11 protein-coding genes and 3 pseudogenes are annotated in these 16909 nt (G+C 38.2%); 5 read left to right on the top strand and 9 right to left on the bottom strand.

Annotated features, from left to right (window positions below; all coding sequences use genetic code 11):
- Positions 1–45: 45 nt before the first annotated feature.
- Positions 46–576 carry an HPP family protein gene (locus LXF01_RS16735; RefSeq protein ID WP_148335254.1) on the bottom strand — a complete coding sequence of 177 codons (531 nt, stop codon included), beginning with the start codon at positions 574–576 and terminating at the stop codon, positions 46–48.
- A gap of 96 nt (positions 577–672) precedes the next feature.
- On the opposite strand from LXF01_RS16735, the gene LXF01_RS16740 reads away from it, so the two are divergent.
- The gene (locus tag LXF01_RS16740; protein WP_233945562.1) at positions 673–1212 is read left to right on the top strand and encodes a TetR/AcrR family transcriptional regulator; all 540 of its coding nucleotides are present in this window, start codon (positions 673–675) and stop codon (positions 1210–1212) included.
- A 70-nt stretch (positions 1213–1282) separates the two neighbouring features.
- Here the strand turns inward: LXF01_RS16740 and LXF01_RS16745 are convergent, their stop codons facing one another.
- Positions 1283–1576 carry a type II toxin-antitoxin system RelE family toxin gene (locus tag LXF01_RS16745; protein WP_038349496.1) on the bottom strand — a complete coding sequence of 98 codons (294 nt, stop codon included), beginning with the start codon at positions 1574–1576 and terminating at the stop codon, positions 1283–1285.
- The gene (locus LXF01_RS16750) at positions 1566–1811 is read right to left on the bottom strand and encodes a type II toxin-antitoxin system RelB/DinJ family antitoxin (RefSeq protein ID WP_000246756.1); all 246 of its coding nucleotides are present in this window, start codon (positions 1809–1811) and stop codon (positions 1566–1568) included. Before LXF01_RS16750 ends, LXF01_RS16745 begins: the two co-directional genes overlap by 11 nt.
- A 161-nt stretch (positions 1812–1972) precedes the next feature.
- Here LXF01_RS16750 and LXF01_RS16755 point away from each other — a divergent pair, with 161 nt between their 5' ends.
- The 4 genes from LXF01_RS16755 (at position 1973) to LXF01_RS16770 (ending at position 5219) form a co-directional block, all read left to right on the top strand.
- Entirely contained in the window at positions 1973–2662 is a 690-nt protein-coding gene (locus LXF01_RS16755) for an aspartate/glutamate racemase family protein (RefSeq protein ID WP_219191771.1), read from the top strand.
- A gap of 411 nt (positions 2663–3073) precedes the next feature.
- Entirely contained in the window at positions 3074–3334 is a 261-nt protein-coding gene (locus LXF01_RS16760; RefSeq protein ID WP_180036186.1) for a helix-turn-helix domain-containing protein, read from the top strand.
- A gap of 318 nt (positions 3335–3652) precedes the next feature.
- A complete protein-coding gene (locus LXF01_RS16765) occupies positions 3653–3955 on the top strand; it encodes a helix-turn-helix domain-containing protein (RefSeq protein WP_111886029.1) in 303 nt (100 codons plus the stop codon).
- A gap of 4 nt (positions 3956–3959) precedes the next feature.
- Positions 3960–5219, top strand: a complete 1260-nt coding sequence (locus LXF01_RS16770) for a type II toxin-antitoxin system HipA family toxin (protein ID WP_233945563.1) — start codon at positions 3960–3962, stop codon at positions 5217–5219.
- A 260-nt stretch (positions 5220–5479) separates the two neighbouring features.
- Here the strand turns inward: LXF01_RS16770 and LXF01_RS16775 are convergent.
- From LXF01_RS16775 to LXF01_RS16800, 6 genes and pseudogenes are all read right to left on the bottom strand, one after another.
- A pseudogene (locus LXF01_RS16775) lies at positions 5480–5668 on the bottom strand (transposase); the annotation flags it as partial.
- 53 nt (positions 5669–5721) lie between these two features.
- Positions 5722–6654 (bottom strand): annotated as a pseudogene (locus LXF01_RS16780) (IS5 family transposase).
- A gap of 182 nt (positions 6655–6836) precedes the next feature.
- Positions 6837–7715: a tetratricopeptide repeat protein gene (locus tag LXF01_RS16785; RefSeq protein ID WP_163146125.1), complete on the bottom strand. Its 879-nt coding sequence runs from the start codon at positions 7713–7715 to the stop codon at positions 6837–6839.
- A gap of 15 nt (positions 7716–7730) precedes the next feature.
- Positions 7731–12518 (bottom strand): RHS repeat-associated core domain-containing protein, encoded by a 4788-nt coding sequence (locus LXF01_RS16790; protein WP_233945564.1) that lies wholly within the window; start codon positions 12516–12518, stop codon positions 7731–7733.
- 65 nt (positions 12519–12583) lie between these two features.
- Entirely contained in the window at positions 12584–16000 is a 3417-nt protein-coding gene (gene tssI, locus LXF01_RS16795) for a type VI secretion system Vgr family protein (RefSeq protein ID WP_233945565.1), read from the bottom strand.
- A 386-nt stretch (positions 16001–16386) separates the two neighbouring features.
- Positions 16387–16675 (bottom strand): annotated as a pseudogene (locus LXF01_RS16800) (transposase); the annotation flags it as partial.
- Between the last annotated feature and the right edge of the window lie 234 nt (positions 16676–16909).

Below are 16909 nucleotides of genomic sequence, written 5' to 3' on the forward strand. Positions count from 1 at the left end.
TATAACGCCCATTATGTTAAATGGGTTCAACTCTCAACAAAATTATCACTTAGTTTTAATTAAACCTAAGCCATAAAGAGGCCACTTATTATCAGTTTTAACATTGTTTACGACAGCAGCAACCAAAACTAAAGCTATAGATCCTAATAAGACAGGAAAAACAAGGAAACTCCATTCATAGTTAATGGAATTTGCTGTTAAAAGTATAACTAAAGGATTGGCTCCTGCTGGTGGATGTACACATTTAAAAACTTGCATTAATGCAATTGCACAACCTACAGATAAAGCTATGGTTAGATTAGATTCAGGGAAAAATTTCAGAAAAAATAAGCCAATAAAAGCTGAAATGAGATGACCGAATATAACATTTCTGGGTTGTGCTAATGGCGACTGTGAAACAGCATAAAGAATTACACAAGTAGCCCCGAATGGAGCCATGATATAAAGATTCCCTGTTAACTTAGTCAGTGTAAGTAGAAGGAAGATACTAATAGTTCCTCCAATTAGGCTTCTCAGAACTTCATTTTTTTTGGGAAATGTAGCTAGTTTTTCCTTTCCTTCTAAAATAGAAAACATTTTTTGCATCTCTTCAAAATATTGTTTTCAAACCATAATACATATAAAATAAAAATAGTACAGATCTGTACTATTTTTATTTGTAGGATGTCTTGGATGTCAAAATCAGCATTAAAAATTTTAGATACAGCGGAAAGATTATTTAATGAAAATAGCTTTGTTGGCGTTGGTGTTGACCTAATTCGAGATGAATCAGGCTGTTCTAAAACCACTATGTATACTTATTTCAAAAATAAAAATCAGTTGGTTAAATCTGTACTTACAGCTCGTGATGAAAAATTTAAACAAAGTCTATTTCAATACATTGGAGCAGCTAGAGGGATCTATGCAATTAATAAAATTTTTGATTGGCACATGGAATGGTTTCAACAAGATTCTTTCAAAGGGTGCTTATTTGTTCGAGCTGTAGCTGAGTCGAGTCAAAATGAGCAAGATATAATTTGCGTTTCTAAAAGGCATAAGCAATGGATAAAAGACTTAGTATCAGAACACTGCATATTCGCAGACCATCAAGATTTATCTGAGCTAATTTATACTTTAATAGAAGGGCTAATTAGTAGATTTTTGGTAGATGGATTTGATCTTAATATCGCTATTGCTCTAAAGAAAAATATAAATAATTTATTTAAGAGCTGATTAAGAATTTCTAAAATTAACATAATACACGTTATACGAATGCAAAAATGGGAGCTATAAGCTCCCATTTTTAGTCTTTAATGCGCTTTTTAGCTTCGTCATAAACTATGCTATCAGCTCGTTTCCCGACTGTGATGAGCAAGATAACTACCTGATCATCTTTAACTTGATAGACAAGTCTGACACCAGCTTTTAATAATTTAATTTTATAGCAACCTGCAAGATCGCCTCTAAGCATATTCTTTGGAATATGTGGCTGCTCTATGACTTTGGCTAGTTTCTTCTTAAATTGATCTCGTATAGCAACAGGGAGTCTTTCCCATTCTGCTGTAAAGTCCTTGTGACGTAAAAGCTTATAAGTCATCTAATGTGACTTCCTCAAACATCTCTTTAGGGTCATTAATGCGCTTACGGACAAGAGCTAATAATTCTTCGTCTTCTTCTGAAAGCAAAGCTTTTTTGACAGGTAGTTTCCCAGTCGTAGCAACATACTCAAGAATACTAGTAAAGAAATCTGTAGGTGCAATACCTTGTTCTTTAAGGATTGAATAGGATTTTTCTTTAAGGGCTTCATCGACCCTGAAGTTAACAGTAGCCATCATATCTCCCAGTTATTTAATGTACTAGGAGTACTGTAATGCAAATTGCATTACAAGTCGACTTCGTATAACAGCCATTATGTTAAATATGAGCAATTTTGTACTAGATAATTTTAATTATATTGATAAGTTAGATTTTTGAATTTCTTAAAGGCACAACTTTGAAAACAATTGGTTTATTAGGCGGAATGAGTTGGGAATCTACAGATCTTTACTATCAACAAATTAATAAAATGGTTCAAATGAAGCTAGGAAAATTACATTCTGCTAAGGTTGTTCTTATCAGCGTTGATTTTTCTGAAATTGAAGAATTACAGCATAAGGGACTCTGGGATGAAGCTGGACTTTATTTAAAAGATAAAGCTATTCAACTAGAAAAAGGAGGGGCTGATGGTATTGTACTTTGTACAAATACGATGCATAAAGTGGCTTCTTATATTGAGAATTCAACTACTATTCCATTTATTCATATTGCCGATGCAACAGCTACGGAAATTTTAAGTCAAAATATTAAAAAAATTGGTCTGCTTGGTACAGCTTTTACTATGGAACAAGATTTTTATAAGAGTAGATTAGAAGAAAAAGGACTTGAAGTAATAACGCCAAATGAAACAAATAGAAAAGTTGTGCATGATATTATTTATAATGAATTATGTTTAGGGGTTATAAACAACGAGTCTCAAAAGAAATATATCAATGTTATCGAAGATTTAATATCTTCTGGAGCAGAAGGAGTTATCTTAGGATGCACAGAGATTTGTATGCTTATCGGAGATATTAAATTTTCAGTCCCTCTCTTTGATACTACTTCTATACATGCAAAAGCAGCTGTAGATTTTGTCTTATCATGAAGTTTCTCTAAAATTAACATAATACATGTTATACGAAATGCTTGAATTTACCTATAATTATCAATATCTTAACTAAAGCCGTTCCAGTAAACAGCGCACTGGAACGGCTTTTTTGTTGAATTTTACTGTTCCACGCCTGTTCTTTAATCAAAGTTCCACATCTTTGTGTAGTTTCATTTAACCCTAAAGCAGAAAAAAATGTCCAGATAAAACAAGAATAGATGTCCAAGTATTATTGATTTTACATCAAGAGACAGGCTAGCCTAATTCTAAAGGATTAAAAATCCTATACACATATGAGCTCTATTCAAATAATTTAAGGCAAAATCGAACCCTATAAATTCAAAGGTATTCAAAAATCACTATAAAAGTTTGCTATATAGCGAACAAATTTCTAGGGTTAGAATTGATATGGCTTCAAGAGAAGAAATAGGTAAAGAAATACGTTTGGCAAGAAAAGCTCTGGGCTATACACAGAAAAATCTTTCAGAAAAAACGAACGTTAATAAAACAACAATTTCAGAGATAGAAAATGGCCACTTTACAGGCTCATTTAGCATATTTGAATCTATACTTAATGCAGTAGGCCTGCAATTTGAAGTGAATAAAAACAAGTATAAATTTCCGCACTGGGATGAAATTGAAGCAATGTTTGCGGAAGATGATGAATAAATTGTAAATCGGTACTGAATAAGGTATCAAGAAAGGCAAAGAGCTGCCCATCGACCTCATTACTCCAGACCACTTGTGTCAGATATTCCAGATTGAACTGATAGCAAATCACGGTTCCTCGCGACACCACGCGAAACTGATTGAGCTTAAAGCAAGTTGTTAGACTCTATTAGATTGTAAATGTCTAATTAGACTTCTTTAATCTAATAGGATCTAATCAGGCCAATAAAGTACCCTCCTTACCGACTAAGTCGTTTTATTTTATAACTCCATTATTTTGTGGTTTAATACACATATATAGACATAAGACCCAATATTATGGATTTAATATTCAAAAAACCTGAAGAAGTTGTTACTTTATTATGTGAAAGGCTTCGTAAGGAACGACTTTATCTGGAAATGACTCAGGCAGACGTCGCTACACGTGCTGGTATTGGTGTAAATACAGTATCTAATTTGGAAGCTGGTCGAAATGTTTCATTTGAAAATTTAGTACGCGTTGCCATGGTACTGGGTCGATTAAAAGAATTAGAGGAACTCTTTAAACCTCATTTAAACAGTGTAGATGACATTCTCCGCTATGAGAGCAATACGGCTCGCCAACGTATCAAAAGGAAATAAATCCATGCTCAAAAAACTTAATGTTTACTACAATGGATGGGGTGAATATTGGCTTTGGGGTACACTGGTCTCCTCAACCGCAATCACAGGTCGACCATTAATCGCCTTTGAATACAGTGCAGAAGCGATCAGTAAAGGTTTAGAACTTTCCTCTTACCTACTTCCGTTAAAAGGTGACCCATTAAGAACGAACTTTCCTGCACATCAAATGGGATTGCCAGGTCCTATATATGATGCCCTACCCGATGGTTGGGGCATGCTCCTTATGGATCGCTTATTTAAAAAAAATGGACTCAATCCAGCACGGATTGGGCCATTAGAAAGACTCACGTATATTAATACACATGCGATGGGGGCATTATCCTTTGAACCTTCAGCACCTGAGTTAGCATTAACTGAAAATATTCCACTGCTTAAACTCGCCCAAGAAGTCCAGGAAGTTCTCAAAGGAGAAGGTGCTGAATTTTTACAGCATTTATTAGTTATGGGTGGATCACCACAAGGTGCAAGGCCAAAAGCACTCGTCTATCGTGATCCTGTCACCAACGAATTCTCAACAGTTAGCTCACATCAACATGAAGCCTGGCTGATCAAATTTCCCGCTCAGCAAGAGCATCCTGAAGTTTGTGCAATTGAAGCTGTTTATGCAGAATGTTTACGTCATTGTGATATTGACACCCCTGATACTCAATATTTTACTCTTCCGAATGGATTAACCGCATTTGCATCAAAAAGATTTGACCACCATGATGGTATGCGTATCCCTATGCAAAGTTTAGCTGCCTTCACCGGAGCTGATTTTAAATCACCAGGGAGTTTAGACTACAGTAACTTTCTTCGCGCTGCACACTTTTGCACCAATGATGTTCGCGAAAAAGCAATTGCATTCAAGCGAGCTGTTTTCAATGTAGTCTTCAATAATCGAGATGATCATTGCAAAAACTTTTCATTTCTGATGTCCCAAAATGGGCAATGGAAACTCGCCCCTGCCTATGATGTTACTTTCTGTGAAGGGCCAGGTGGATATCATCAAATGGATATCATGGGTGAGGCACTGGATATTCCTCGACAAGCTCTTGTAAAACTTGGTACTCAGGAAGCAGAACTTTCTGCTCAAGAAGTCGATGAAATTATTGGCTCTATTTGTAAGGTTGCAATCCGATTCAGCAATATCGCTCATGATCTATTACCTGGACAAATTCAAGCAGAGACTCTCCAAATGATCCAAAATAGGATTGAGCATAATATTCATTTATTGAATTGAATATAAAACATTTTCATGAGGATTAAGAGTCATTATATTAAATTATATATTATTTTTATTTCTCATGAAAATCAGTATCAAAACATAGGTGACTTTTATAAACTAAAACGTCTAAAATAAAGTGACTAAAACAACATTAAATGATCTAAATTGATCTAAATTTTAGCCCACCAAAAACCAGATATTACCAATTAAATCATATACCTAAAAATAAAGTCATTTAATGGAATAAATCTCGGCGACCTTGCCAAGGTTGAGGTTTCAGCAACCTGCTCCTTGACGGCATCAGTCACCTTGGAAATGAGCGTTGGAGATACATCAGCATCGTACATTTCCTTAAAGGTAGCAACAATTTCACGGGTAGTCATACCTTTGGCATAAAGGGATAGAATCTGGCTATCCATTTGCGTGATACGGGTCTGATTCTTTTTAATCAGTTGTGGCTCAAATGGGCTTTGTTGCACAAAGATTTGAAATACAAAGCCCCCTAATTGAGCCAAATTTAAGGCGTAACTTGGGTAAGTGGTCGACCTAATTCCGTAAATCTGTTGAGGACTGCTACACGTGCATGAATTTCATTGACTTGGCTATCAAATTTTCTTGCACTGAGTTTATCCCCCAATAATTTGATGCAATGCATCTTAGTTTCGACCAAACTTCGGCAATGATAGCCGGACCATTTTTTCCATAATGTCCTGCCTAAACGTTTAACTGTTCGAAGTAATTCATTTCGCGCTAGCGAGCTGATCTTTGTATCTTTCCATGGTTTCGCATTTTTTCTAGGTGGAATCACCGCATGCGCTTGCCGATCTGCAATGACCTGACGGCATTGCTTGGTGTCATAAGCTCCATCGGTATAAACAGAGTCAATCTGCTCATCTTGTGGAATCTGATCGAGTAAATCACCAAGCACTTGTGAATCACTCACATTATTTGTAGTGAGTTGAATAGCGCGTATTTAAAGGGTTTCAACATCTATAGCAATATGAAGTTTACGCCATTGGCGACGATATTCAGGTCCATGTTTCTTGCGTTTCCATTCGCCCTCACCTAGAAACCTCATGCCTGTAGAGTCTATGAGTAGATGCAGCCCATCGCTACTTTTTTGGTAGCTGATTGCAATATCAATATGTTTTTGTCTTCTGCAAAGCGTACTGTAATTTGGTGCGGTCCAATTTAATCCACAAAGTTTAATCAGACTTTGCACAAAGCCAGTGACCATACGTAAAGATAGACGGAATAAGGATTTAATCATTAAGCAGCATTGGATAGCTGCGTCGGAGTAGGTTTGATTTCGCCCTTGTTTGCCTTTTGATGGAGCATACCATTGCGTAGCAGGATCAAACCAAATGGCAATATTTCCGCGACTCATGAGTGCTCGGTTATATGCGGGCCAATTGGTTGTGCGATAGATTTTGTGTGTAGGCTTCTTCATTTGAAAATTATATCGCTGAAAAAGCCTTTACAGATAGGTTTGTGCAACAAAGCCCCTGTTTATTCAAATTTGTACAAGCAATTAAGCTACATATAACAATGCTTATAGCGGAAATAAACAGAACTTTATTTTTGAGCATTATTATGCTATCTCTTATAAATTACAGAAAATTATTTGAATACTTACTGTTTTATCTTTTCTTTAGCACTTGAGATGCCTTGCTCATATGCTTTATTAAAGTAAAATTGAGATAAACTTTCATTTAACTTATTATAATCTGGAGATGAATATATGACCCCTAAGTTATAAGATGCTTGTCCTTTACTCATTTTACTAGCTAATTCAAAATACTTAATAGCTCGATCCACATCTTTAGTGATACCATTACTATTTATCAAATTAATACCCAAATTTAAAGCAGCCTCAGCATTATTTAATGATGCAGATTTTTCCCAGTAATTATTACAAATTTTATAGTCTTGTTTAACAACCACACCTTCGCAATATATCAACCCTAACTCAAATAATGAAAGAGCATCATTTTTTTCGGCTGCACTTTTTAAATAATTTAACCCTTCTTCAATATTTCCTTCTTCAATATAAATAGAGCCTATAGAGCCCATTGCATCAACATCATTCAACTTAGCAGCTTTAAGATAATATTTTTTTGCATTTTCTATACTTTTTTGAACTCCAGTTCCAGTGTAGTACTTAAAACCAGTATTATACATAGCGGAGACATTTCCATTATCTGCCGATTTTTTTGTCCACTCAAATGATTTTTTAGTATCATAAGTTCCACTCAGCGCTTTAAAATAAATATCTGCCAATATTAGTTGAGCATCACTATTCCCCTCTTTTGCCAAGTTTTCATAAATAGGTTCGAGTCTTTTATAATATTCTTTCTTTTCATCAGAGTTTGATGGTGCAGCTTCTGCTTGTGATCTTAACTGCTCAGCTTGTTCAAATGTCATATTTAAATCAGATGATGTATTTGAAGCATTACAAGCAGTAATACATATACTTACAGCTAGACTCACTAATAATTTCTTTTTCAGCATTTTGTACATAACCTCTTAAAAACTCATTTTGTTAAAAATGTCATTAATGTTGACATTATTTGGCGGAATATGTGCATGAGAGCGAGGATCATACTCAGGAATGGTTTTGGGATCGATATATGATCGAGGCTTTGGTTTAGGTACACTTTTTTCACATCTACCATTTCGACCATTACAAATGGGCCCACGTGGGTCATTTGTAAAACAAGCTTCAACCTTATAGCTAGATAAACTAGGTATAACATGTCCACTTGAAACTCCAGCACTAGCAGCGACTCCTCTATCATATGTCGACATTAAGCCATCACTAGATGCTTCACCTAAACCAGTTTTACCAAAACCTATACCTCTAAATAATACAACACTAGCACTTACATCTCCCCACCCACCATTCAATGCGTCTTTATAAACACCATCATATGGGTCATGAAAAGTTACTGATCTACTTCCTGCCGCTCCTAAAGTGCCCCCCCGCCCATATGAGCCACCACCAACAACTATTGATGCGACACCTCTTTCATTATTTAGGCATTGGGATCTTAAATCATATTTAATTCCTGTTCCGGCAAGAACACTAACTTGATAACTTGAACCAGTCCATTCAGTTAACCCCATCGGATCAACCCATTGGGTTGGATCACTTACATAAGCAGAAGTATTCATTCCTCCATTTAACCCAATTGGGTCTTTACTCACATATCTTGCACTATGCGGCTCATAATAACGGTAACGGTTATAATGTAAGCCTGTTTCACTATCGTAATATTGGCCTTGGAAACGAATATTAGTGTCTTCAAGCAATGCATTAGTGGCTTTTATTTCTATAGCTTCACCCCATGCATCCTGTTTTATTTCCCAAACACACTCACCTAATTCATTAGTTAATGTTTGCGGCGTACCCACTTGATCACAGTGATAAAAAAGCACCCGTTCCAATTCAGCTTTATTTTTTCGTGTTTCCGTTTTCCATAGCGGATCTTTATAAACCGAATAATCTTCATGCTGAAATTGAGCATAATCTGGAGTTTCTAAAAGCTTGATAAAACCTGTATAGCCCGTTTGCAGCAGCGGTACAAAACTCTGTGGTTCATAGACATAATGCTTAGTGTAGTCTTCTCCAACATTATTAGATTGCTGTGACTCCCAAATCATCAGGTCACCGTCCCAGCCGAATAAGGTCAGGGTTTGCGCATTTTGATTTTTCTTGTATAAACGCCTTCCAAATACATCATAACCATATTCAGTCGCCTGACCATTAAGCTCACTTTGGATCAAACGGTTCAGGTTATCCCACGTCAGTTTTAATGTTTTACCTGCATGGCTGCTTTCAATCACATTGCCTTGCGCATCGTATTTATAGTTTTTACCCTGATATTGAGCAATCAAATTACTTTTCACTTGAGATGCCTGCGTGGCAATCGGGTCAATCAAATTCCCCGCAGGGTCAAAAGCAAAACTTTCCGTTTTATGCACACTTTGGCTCTGTATCAAACGGCCAACCGCATCATATTGATAATTCAGCTTGCCTAAACGGCTGTCATCCACCTGAGTGAGTAGATAATTTTGATCATAATGATACTGCCGTTCCGCCTGATGCTGTACTCGCCCTAGAGTCTCTTGCTCTGGCTGAATCAGCTGCGAACTGAGTAAGCCTACATCATTATAATTTTTGCTTTGAACCAATCCATTTGCGAGCATCCGCGCCGTTTCATGGTGCAAGTCATCGCGCTGAAATGCCACCATGTCTTTTTTATTTAACGCAATGCCATAAATATGCCCTGAACCATAACTCAAATTGCTTTGAACCTGTCCATCAGGACGAATCGTTTGAGTTAAATTTCCCAGCACATCATATTCATAACGCAGCACAGCCGTCAGCGGAATTAAATGCGGCACTTTATAATGCTGATGCTCACGAACCAATTGGCCAAGCGCGTTGCGATAAAAATCGATTTGACTGTCTTTATTCCTCGCCTTACTCAACTGATGATTCAGGTTGTATTCAAATTCTTCTGTTTGACTTACACGAGTTTGTACATGAGTATAAGTTTTTGAAGCGATTGCGCCATCAGCAAAATATGCAAATTGAGTAAACACATTCGGCTGACGGATTTGGAACAGCTGACCGTTTTCATTGTAGCTATAATATTTTTCTTCGCCGTCGAAGGCCTGTTCACGTGCCAATTGACCATAACGGTTATATTCAAATAAATATTCTGCATGGTTTTGATTGATCAGCTTTTGAATACGGCCTTGCTGATCCCATTGGTAGCCAATTTGATGACGGTTCGCATCTATACGCTGTTCGAGCAAACCCGCAGCGTTATAACGGTACTGCGTGCTTAAACCTTTGGTATCCGTATGCTTGAGCAAGCGCCCTTCTTCATCATGCTCAAATTGTTCTTTTAAACCATCAGGGTAGACAATTGCTTTAAGCTGGCCTTTGTCTTTGCCATCTGTGCTGTAGATATATTTGACTTGCTGTGCATCAGCAGACTGCTGGGCCGTCAGTGCGCCTTCTTCATCGTATTCCCATGCGCTCTCTTTACCTGAACAATCGCTATATGCGGTCATTTGCCCCAAATCATTGTATTGAATTTTTTTAGCGCCGCCTTTGGCATCAATGATTTCTACAACTTGATTATCGTTGTTGTATTTATATTGCGTGCTATAACCTAAAGGATTAATTTCCTTCGTTACATTACCGTCTGCATCGTATTCTTTTTTCCAAATATGACCTTCTGGATCTTTAGTTTCCGTCAAATTTCCTGCTTCATCATAGGCAAAACGGATGATGCCTCCATTCGGCTGTACAATTTTAATCAGCTGATCTTGCTCGTTATAAACTTGTTCGGTTTCTAGGCCTGCAAAATCAATTTGACGGGTAATACGTTTTTGACTGTCACGCGATAGCCATTTTTCACGGCCATCGGCTAAGCGTGTGCGATAGGTAAAACCATCTAAGTCAAAATAGTAATAGGTCGGCACATCATAAGCATCATATACAGCAACTTGGCGCAGTCTCGGGTGCCACTCCAAACGTGTTTTAAAACTACCATCATCTGCCCATTCTGCGATGGCTTTGGCATTCGCCTCTTTTGATTCATAACGGATATTTTGCCCACGACCAGTACGGTCGGTATAGCGAGTCAGTTGATGCGCATCATTATATTCATAGCTGCGTACATGGCCATTTTGATCTACAGCCTTAATTAAATTGCCTTGCGTATCATATTCATAACGTGACACTGGCTCTGCCTGTTCATCCACAAAAGCAGCGATAACTTTTACTTGATCATTAAAGGCAAACTTGAGCTGGTGTTTAGCTTTCTTCAATTGAAAATCAATACTTTGCAGATAAGCCTGCTGTTCAAATAGTAAATAACTTAAAGCAACTTTTTCATCTGTTTCTTCATTGAATTGCTGAATCAACTGATAGTGTTTTCCGCCATTGAAACTATGAAAATGGAAACTCCACGCTGAACCAAAGTTTAGTAGCAAATCTTCATTTTCTAAAGGTTCTACCGTAAAGCCTTCATAAGGCACCGTGTATGCTTCATACAGGATTGACTCAGGCAACTGATGCTTGCGCCCATTACTGTCTATAAATAAGTAGCCATTTTTATTTTGGCTAATGACATTCGAAAAAGGCATCATCCAACGCGCGCCCATCATGCTGCCATCAAACTCATGCATTTGCGAATTATATTGACGGCTGAAGCTAAAGCCCACTTTGGGTAAGTAGAAATCAGTATGATTGACTCGTTCTGCGCCAATGGAATAGCTGATACTGTGCTTAGATTGTGAGTCAGCTCCTTGGCAAGGCGGATTATTCAGTGCATCGGCCTGTAAAGTTAAAAACTCTAAAGTATCACCTGTTGTATGCTGCTCATGCTCACCAGTTTGATTTAAAGGAACGCTGGCACTGGCTTTATTGCCTTGTTTTTTGATGGCTTTTAAGGTTTCTTGTATCAACCAAGCAATACTATATTTTGTACCTGTATTTGCTTGTTGCTGAATTAGATTCGGTAAAAGCGATTGTGCTTGTTGTGCTTCCAACTGTAAAGATGTGACCCCTGTTGGCTTTTTAAGTTTCGGTATCAAACTAGCAAGCGCACTGGTTTGTGTCAGATCAATCAGCGGTTTCGTCCAGTTACTAAATTGTTCCGTTGGATCTCGTTTTTCGGCAGTTGCGCCAAAATTAATGGTTGGTGATACCAGTCCTGATTTCGTTTCAGTTGCAAAGGCTGAGAGTATGGATATACCCAATGTGCTTGCACCTGAAAGCAAGGTAGGTAATTTAGCTTGTGTTTCAGTCAGGAATTTTTCTATATCCCCTGCCATTTGCGCATTTAAATGCAAAGACATGCGACGGATATCGGCTTCTTTGACTTTACCATTTTGCGGATATAAACATTCAGCCATGAGTCCCAATAAAGGACGTAAAGCCATTCGTACATGAGCTTCAGCTTTGGGTTCTAAGTATAAACCAATCAAGTTCATACAAAGTAAAGCGCCTTGCTGTACTCCTGACTCACCTTGTTTTTGCTCAGTACAAAACAATAGTAAATCTAAGACTGAACCTGAAAGTGCAAAAATATTGGCAACCGTTGGTACATTAGCAAGACTTTTCAACTGCCCTAAGTTGGTATTACCACATTGCTTTAAATAGTTTTCAATTTGATGTGCAATAAACTTATGATCTTCTGTATGCGTCACACTCTCTAAGTTAAAAATCGCCAGTTCAACTGCTGGCTTAGTTGTTGTCTGTTGTTCTTGTTGAACATTTTGCTCAGTTGTCATGTAAAAACCTATTACTCAAATTCTAAATATTTAAAATTGTGTTTTGCTGTCGCTCTTATGAAGTACTAACCATTGTTCTTTTTCGGTCGTGTGGTTTCACTGTAAGTGAGGTAAGGACTTGAATATTGTTTCCGGTCCACCCAATCATCATCACTAGCAAGGACAGGTATCGCTTTTTCTGGTGCAGCTTCCGCTACTTTTATTTCAGTAACTTTAGGCACTGCGACTGGTGCAGCTGTCACATTCGTAGGCATTGCAGAGCCTTCTCGAATGGTTTCCGTATAAGTCAATGCGCGTGTGGAATAAGAAATTTTACGGCCCACTATATCCTTATCAATGGTTGCTTGTGAGTTCTGAACTGCGGCAGCAGTTGACCCAGAAACGATGCCGTTACTCATTCCACTTCCACCTAATACGCTGGATAAGCCTTGTGCACCCTGACCCAAACTTGCCATTTGTGAAGCAGAAAGTCCCAAGTTGAGTTTCGATGAAATTGCAGATAGTGCGGAATTGTTGACTTGGTCTTTAAATTGATTTAATGCCTGTCCACCTAGATCTTTTAATGCATTTTTTCCGATATTTTTTAAAGAATCGGCATTTAAATTAAAGAGATTATCTTTTAACCGTGATGTTAAATTTTGCCCCAACGAACCCAATGTATTTTGTAAAAAGTCCGAAGCGCCTGGTACCACTTTTTCCGCCCATTGATAATCACGCTTAAAATGACTCGCTGAATCCCAAGCACTTCGAGGATCTTTGTCAAACTCAACTTTAGCCGGTCCTGGTGCAATACCCGTTACTTGAGCAAAGCCATTGCCGTCTAATTTTCCTGTAACTTGCTTGCCCAAAGCATCAATGACTTTAAAACCGGTGCCACTAAAGAAATCTTGACCACCATAACTTTTAAGCAGTTCTAAGGCCCCTTTCATCGGATTAGAAGCAGGAAGTTGTGCAGACTTGCTAGCACTCGATGCTGGTTTAAATAGATGCTGCCCTGCATTTACTTCAAATTTACCACCTGTCTTAGCAAGAATTCCCGTGCCATTTAAAGTAATTTGGGAAGAAGCTCCTGTGATCACAATCTCTTTAGGACTGCTAATCTCTATTTTGTCTTCAGTAGAAGAAATCGTAATTCCTTTTTTTGCCAAAATATCCATAGCATCAGACTGTGCCTGAATTTCGACTTTACTTTGCGCTGCTATTGCTTTAATGCCACCTTGAGCTGCAAATAAGCTAACCTTACCTAAAGCTTGTCCCACAATATTTTTTTGCGTACTCAGGTTAATGCTATCACCGGCAATTTGATTGATCATGCCTGTTGCAGATAAATGAATATCCTCTGGTGTACTAAGTGCAATACCATCCACTGAGTTAAGTAAAAGAATGGCTTTTTTAAATTTAGCGATATCTTTTTCTATTTCACTGGCAAAAGCTTTTAGCTGTTCAACAGATTCAATTTCATCTGTTTTTTGTTGTTTTGCAATATCACTTAAAGACTTACTATTACTATGACTCGTCTCCAGCTGTGTTCTTGCAATCTCTGCATCTAAATGTTCACCATTGGCCTTTTCCTGTTTATAAGTCGACACCAATAAACCTTGTCCAGCTCGTACTGCCCCCCATTGATCGGTCCGCAGCTCAAAACCTTCACCCCGATCTTCACTTTCTGCTTTATCTTTTGGATGACTAAGCTTACCGAGGTTCAGTTGGCTCGCACCATGACTACTTTGCAGCTGGGTACTAATTTGCCCTGTGGTGTCATCAAAGCGTAATTGACCAAAACCCTCTCCCGCCACTTCTTTGGAACGAATTCCCGCAAGTTTTTTGGTATCTGGTAATTGTCCTTTATTGTCAAATTTAGTGGGACTACGCTGCGCTTCATGAATACGACCCACGACAAAAGGTCGGTCAATGTTGCCATCAAAGAAATCAACGACGACTATTTCACCAACTCGAGGTAAGAAGCGTGCACCATAACCTTCGCCGGCCCAAGGGGTCAACACATCAACCCAAGCCGAGTCTGTGTCATTATTGTTCGCACCTGCCCCACCATCATGGCCATGATCATCAGAACGGGTAAACAGAAAACGAACTTTTATCCGTCCCCATTCATCAACATGGATTTCTTCACCGGCAGGACCCACAACTTTGGCACGCTGTGGATGTGTTACTGGTCGATGTGTAAGTGGATTAAATTCAGGAACGGTCGTAATATTTCGACGTTGCAAAGCCAAGGTATTGGCTTGGCGTTCATCCGCATCGCTTTGTTTGACTTGCCACTGACTTTGATGGATCAGTTGTGTAACTTGATCGGTTAAGTCTTTGGGTAAATTATTTTGGTTATAAAAAGACTTAGATAAAATCAAAAATTCTTGATCGGCACCACGATGCTGGTCAATCTCTGGATGCTCATCCAATTTGAACCAATAACCAACTTGTGTATCACGCACGGTACTTTTAGCAATAAATTGTTTGGCTTGAGCCGCATAATAATCACTAAAATTTTGATTGAGACGTTCAACTTGAGCACTATTAGAGGCAGTTGCAGCATCTTCACCATTCAGATCTTGCATCCATGCAGGGCTCACATGCCATGCCTGCTCTAAGCTTAAACTCGCATTATCTTGATTTTGGCTATGTAGGTGCTTGCTTTGTACTGCACCACCACCCTCGTCCTGTTCAAGCACATCTGCCTGCCACCGCTGCACATGTACCGACGTCGGCTGCAGACTGCGCTGACTGATAAAACTGGTCATACTGTCATTTTTTTCAGTTGCACTACTGCGATGAAAACGAATATTACGTCGTTCCAAAGCTTGATATTGACTATTATCATCAATCAAACGTAGCTTTTGGGCTGCGATGGGTGCCGCAGACGATGTTACAAAAGATTGAGCTTCATCAACCAGCCAATGAATGCCTTCACTGCGTAATAAGCGGGTAATAAAATCATAGTCGGTTTCATTACTTTGCATCATGAATGGTCGAACGTCATACTCTTTTTTTAAGCCACTTAAGTCCAAACTTAAGCTCGCTGCAAAAAGTGGGCTCTTTTTTTGCCATTCCTTAAAAATAATCTCGACCACATCTTTGACCGATTTATTCATAAACACGCGGCTATTACGACGCTTATGCCACAATGCCGTTGCATCTTCTAAGGTCAACTTATATAGCGTTAATGCGCCATCACTTTGGCCTTGAAATGCTTCAGTAATGATCCCGGTAATACGAAAAAGTTGCCCCGCATCGGTCACCTGATCGATTGCGACTTGCGTGCCAATAAATTGTTTGAGTTCTAAGGTCGCAGAAGTCGATAGACAAATCAGTTGAACATTTAAACCCGTACTAAGCGCATGTTCCCCATCAATGCGTTGTAAAAATACCGCCTGATTTAATGTCGAATTTGAAAATTGAATGTGCAAAGCACGTTTTTGTGGACTAATGCCCAATTTTTCAATTGCAGAATATATATTGTTCAGCATGTTTATTATCAAAAATCGATTTTTTATAAAATACGGCGGTATTTAATCAAGAAAATTCATATATTCCAAGGCTTCGGCGCCTAACTTTGTTTGGCTTTATGTAAGCGAAAAGCCCCTTATTGATGGAAAAAGAGACGCATCCACCTCGATACGTCTCTTTCGTTTAATCCAACTCAACTCAAACCCAATACTATTAAGTTACATTTAAAAAAGCGTGAATATTTTCCAATTGTGCTAACGCCTCATGATGTCCTTGTAAAGCCGCTTTTTGCAAATGTTGTTCTGCAATTTTAAGATCGCTCTCTACCCCGATGCCATGAATATATAGATAAGCCAACTTTCCAAAATATGTTAAAAGGCTAAGTGGATTTCATCAAACTCAGGTTTCTACAAAGTGTAGTGTAATCTGGTGCTGTCCAATCTAGACCGCATAGTTTAATCAGGCTTTGAACAGAGCCAGTGACCATGCGTAAAGACAGACGAAATAGGAATTTAATCATTAAGCAGCATTGGATTGCTGCATCAGAATAGGTTTGATTTCACCCGTGTTTATCAATGGACGGAGCAACCATTGGGTCGCTGAATCAAACCAAATTGATATATTTCCTCGATTGATCAAGGCTTTATTGTAGGTGGACAATTGGATGTACGATAGATTTTTTGGTGTGAGCTTATGAGTATTATATTACTGAATAAGCCCTTAGAGGTAGGTTTGTGCAACAAAGTCTAATTAGATTAAGTTAGGTTTAATAAGTTTAATATATTTCTTTAAATGCTATGTCCAGTGCGTCATCAACAGATTTATCTTGTTGTACAACAATTTGTCTAACTTTTCTTAGCTTCAGTCAGATATAAGACACGCCCATCTTCCTGCATGACACGGGTATGTTCTAAATAATACAGAATTGC

Origin of the sequence: Acinetobacter sp. SH20PTE14 (assembly GCF_021391555.1) — a bacterium.
Lineage (GTDB): Bacteria > Pseudomonadota > Gammaproteobacteria > Pseudomonadales > Moraxellaceae > Acinetobacter > Acinetobacter amyesii.

Coding starts and splice junctions, on each gene's coding strand:
- LXF01_RS16735 (WP_148335254.1), bottom strand. CDS start 576: ATGTTTTCTATTTTAGAAGGAAAGGAAAAACTAGCTACATTTCCCAAA.
- LXF01_RS16740 (WP_233945562.1), top strand. CDS start 673: ATGTCAAAATCAGCATTAAAAATTTTAGATACAGCGGAAAGATTATTT.
- LXF01_RS16745 (WP_038349496.1), bottom strand. CDS start 1,576: ATGACTTATAAGCTTTTACGTCACAAGGACTTTACAGCAGAATGGGAA.
- LXF01_RS16750 (WP_000246756.1), bottom strand. CDS start 1,811: ATGGCTACTGTTAACTTCAGGGTCGATGAAGCCCTTAAAGAAAAATCC.
- LXF01_RS16760 (WP_180036186.1), top strand. CDS start 3,074: ATGGCTTCAAGAGAAGAAATAGGTAAAGAAATACGTTTGGCAAGAAAA.
- LXF01_RS16765 (WP_111886029.1), top strand. CDS start 3,653: ATGGATTTAATATTCAAAAAACCTGAAGAAGTTGTTACTTTATTATGT.
- LXF01_RS16770 (WP_233945563.1), top strand. CDS start 3,960: ATGCTCAAAAAACTTAATGTTTACTACAATGGATGGGGTGAATATTGG.
- LXF01_RS16785 (WP_163146125.1), bottom strand. CDS start 7,715: ATGCTGAAAAAGAAATTATTAGTGAGTCTAGCTGTAAGTATATGTATT.
- LXF01_RS16790 (WP_233945564.1), bottom strand. CDS start 12,518: ATGACAACTGAGCAAAATGTTCAACAAGAACAACAGACAACAACTAAG.
- tssI (WP_233945565.1), bottom strand. CDS start 16,000: ATGCTGAACAATATATATTCTGCAATTGAAAAATTGGGCATTAGTCCA.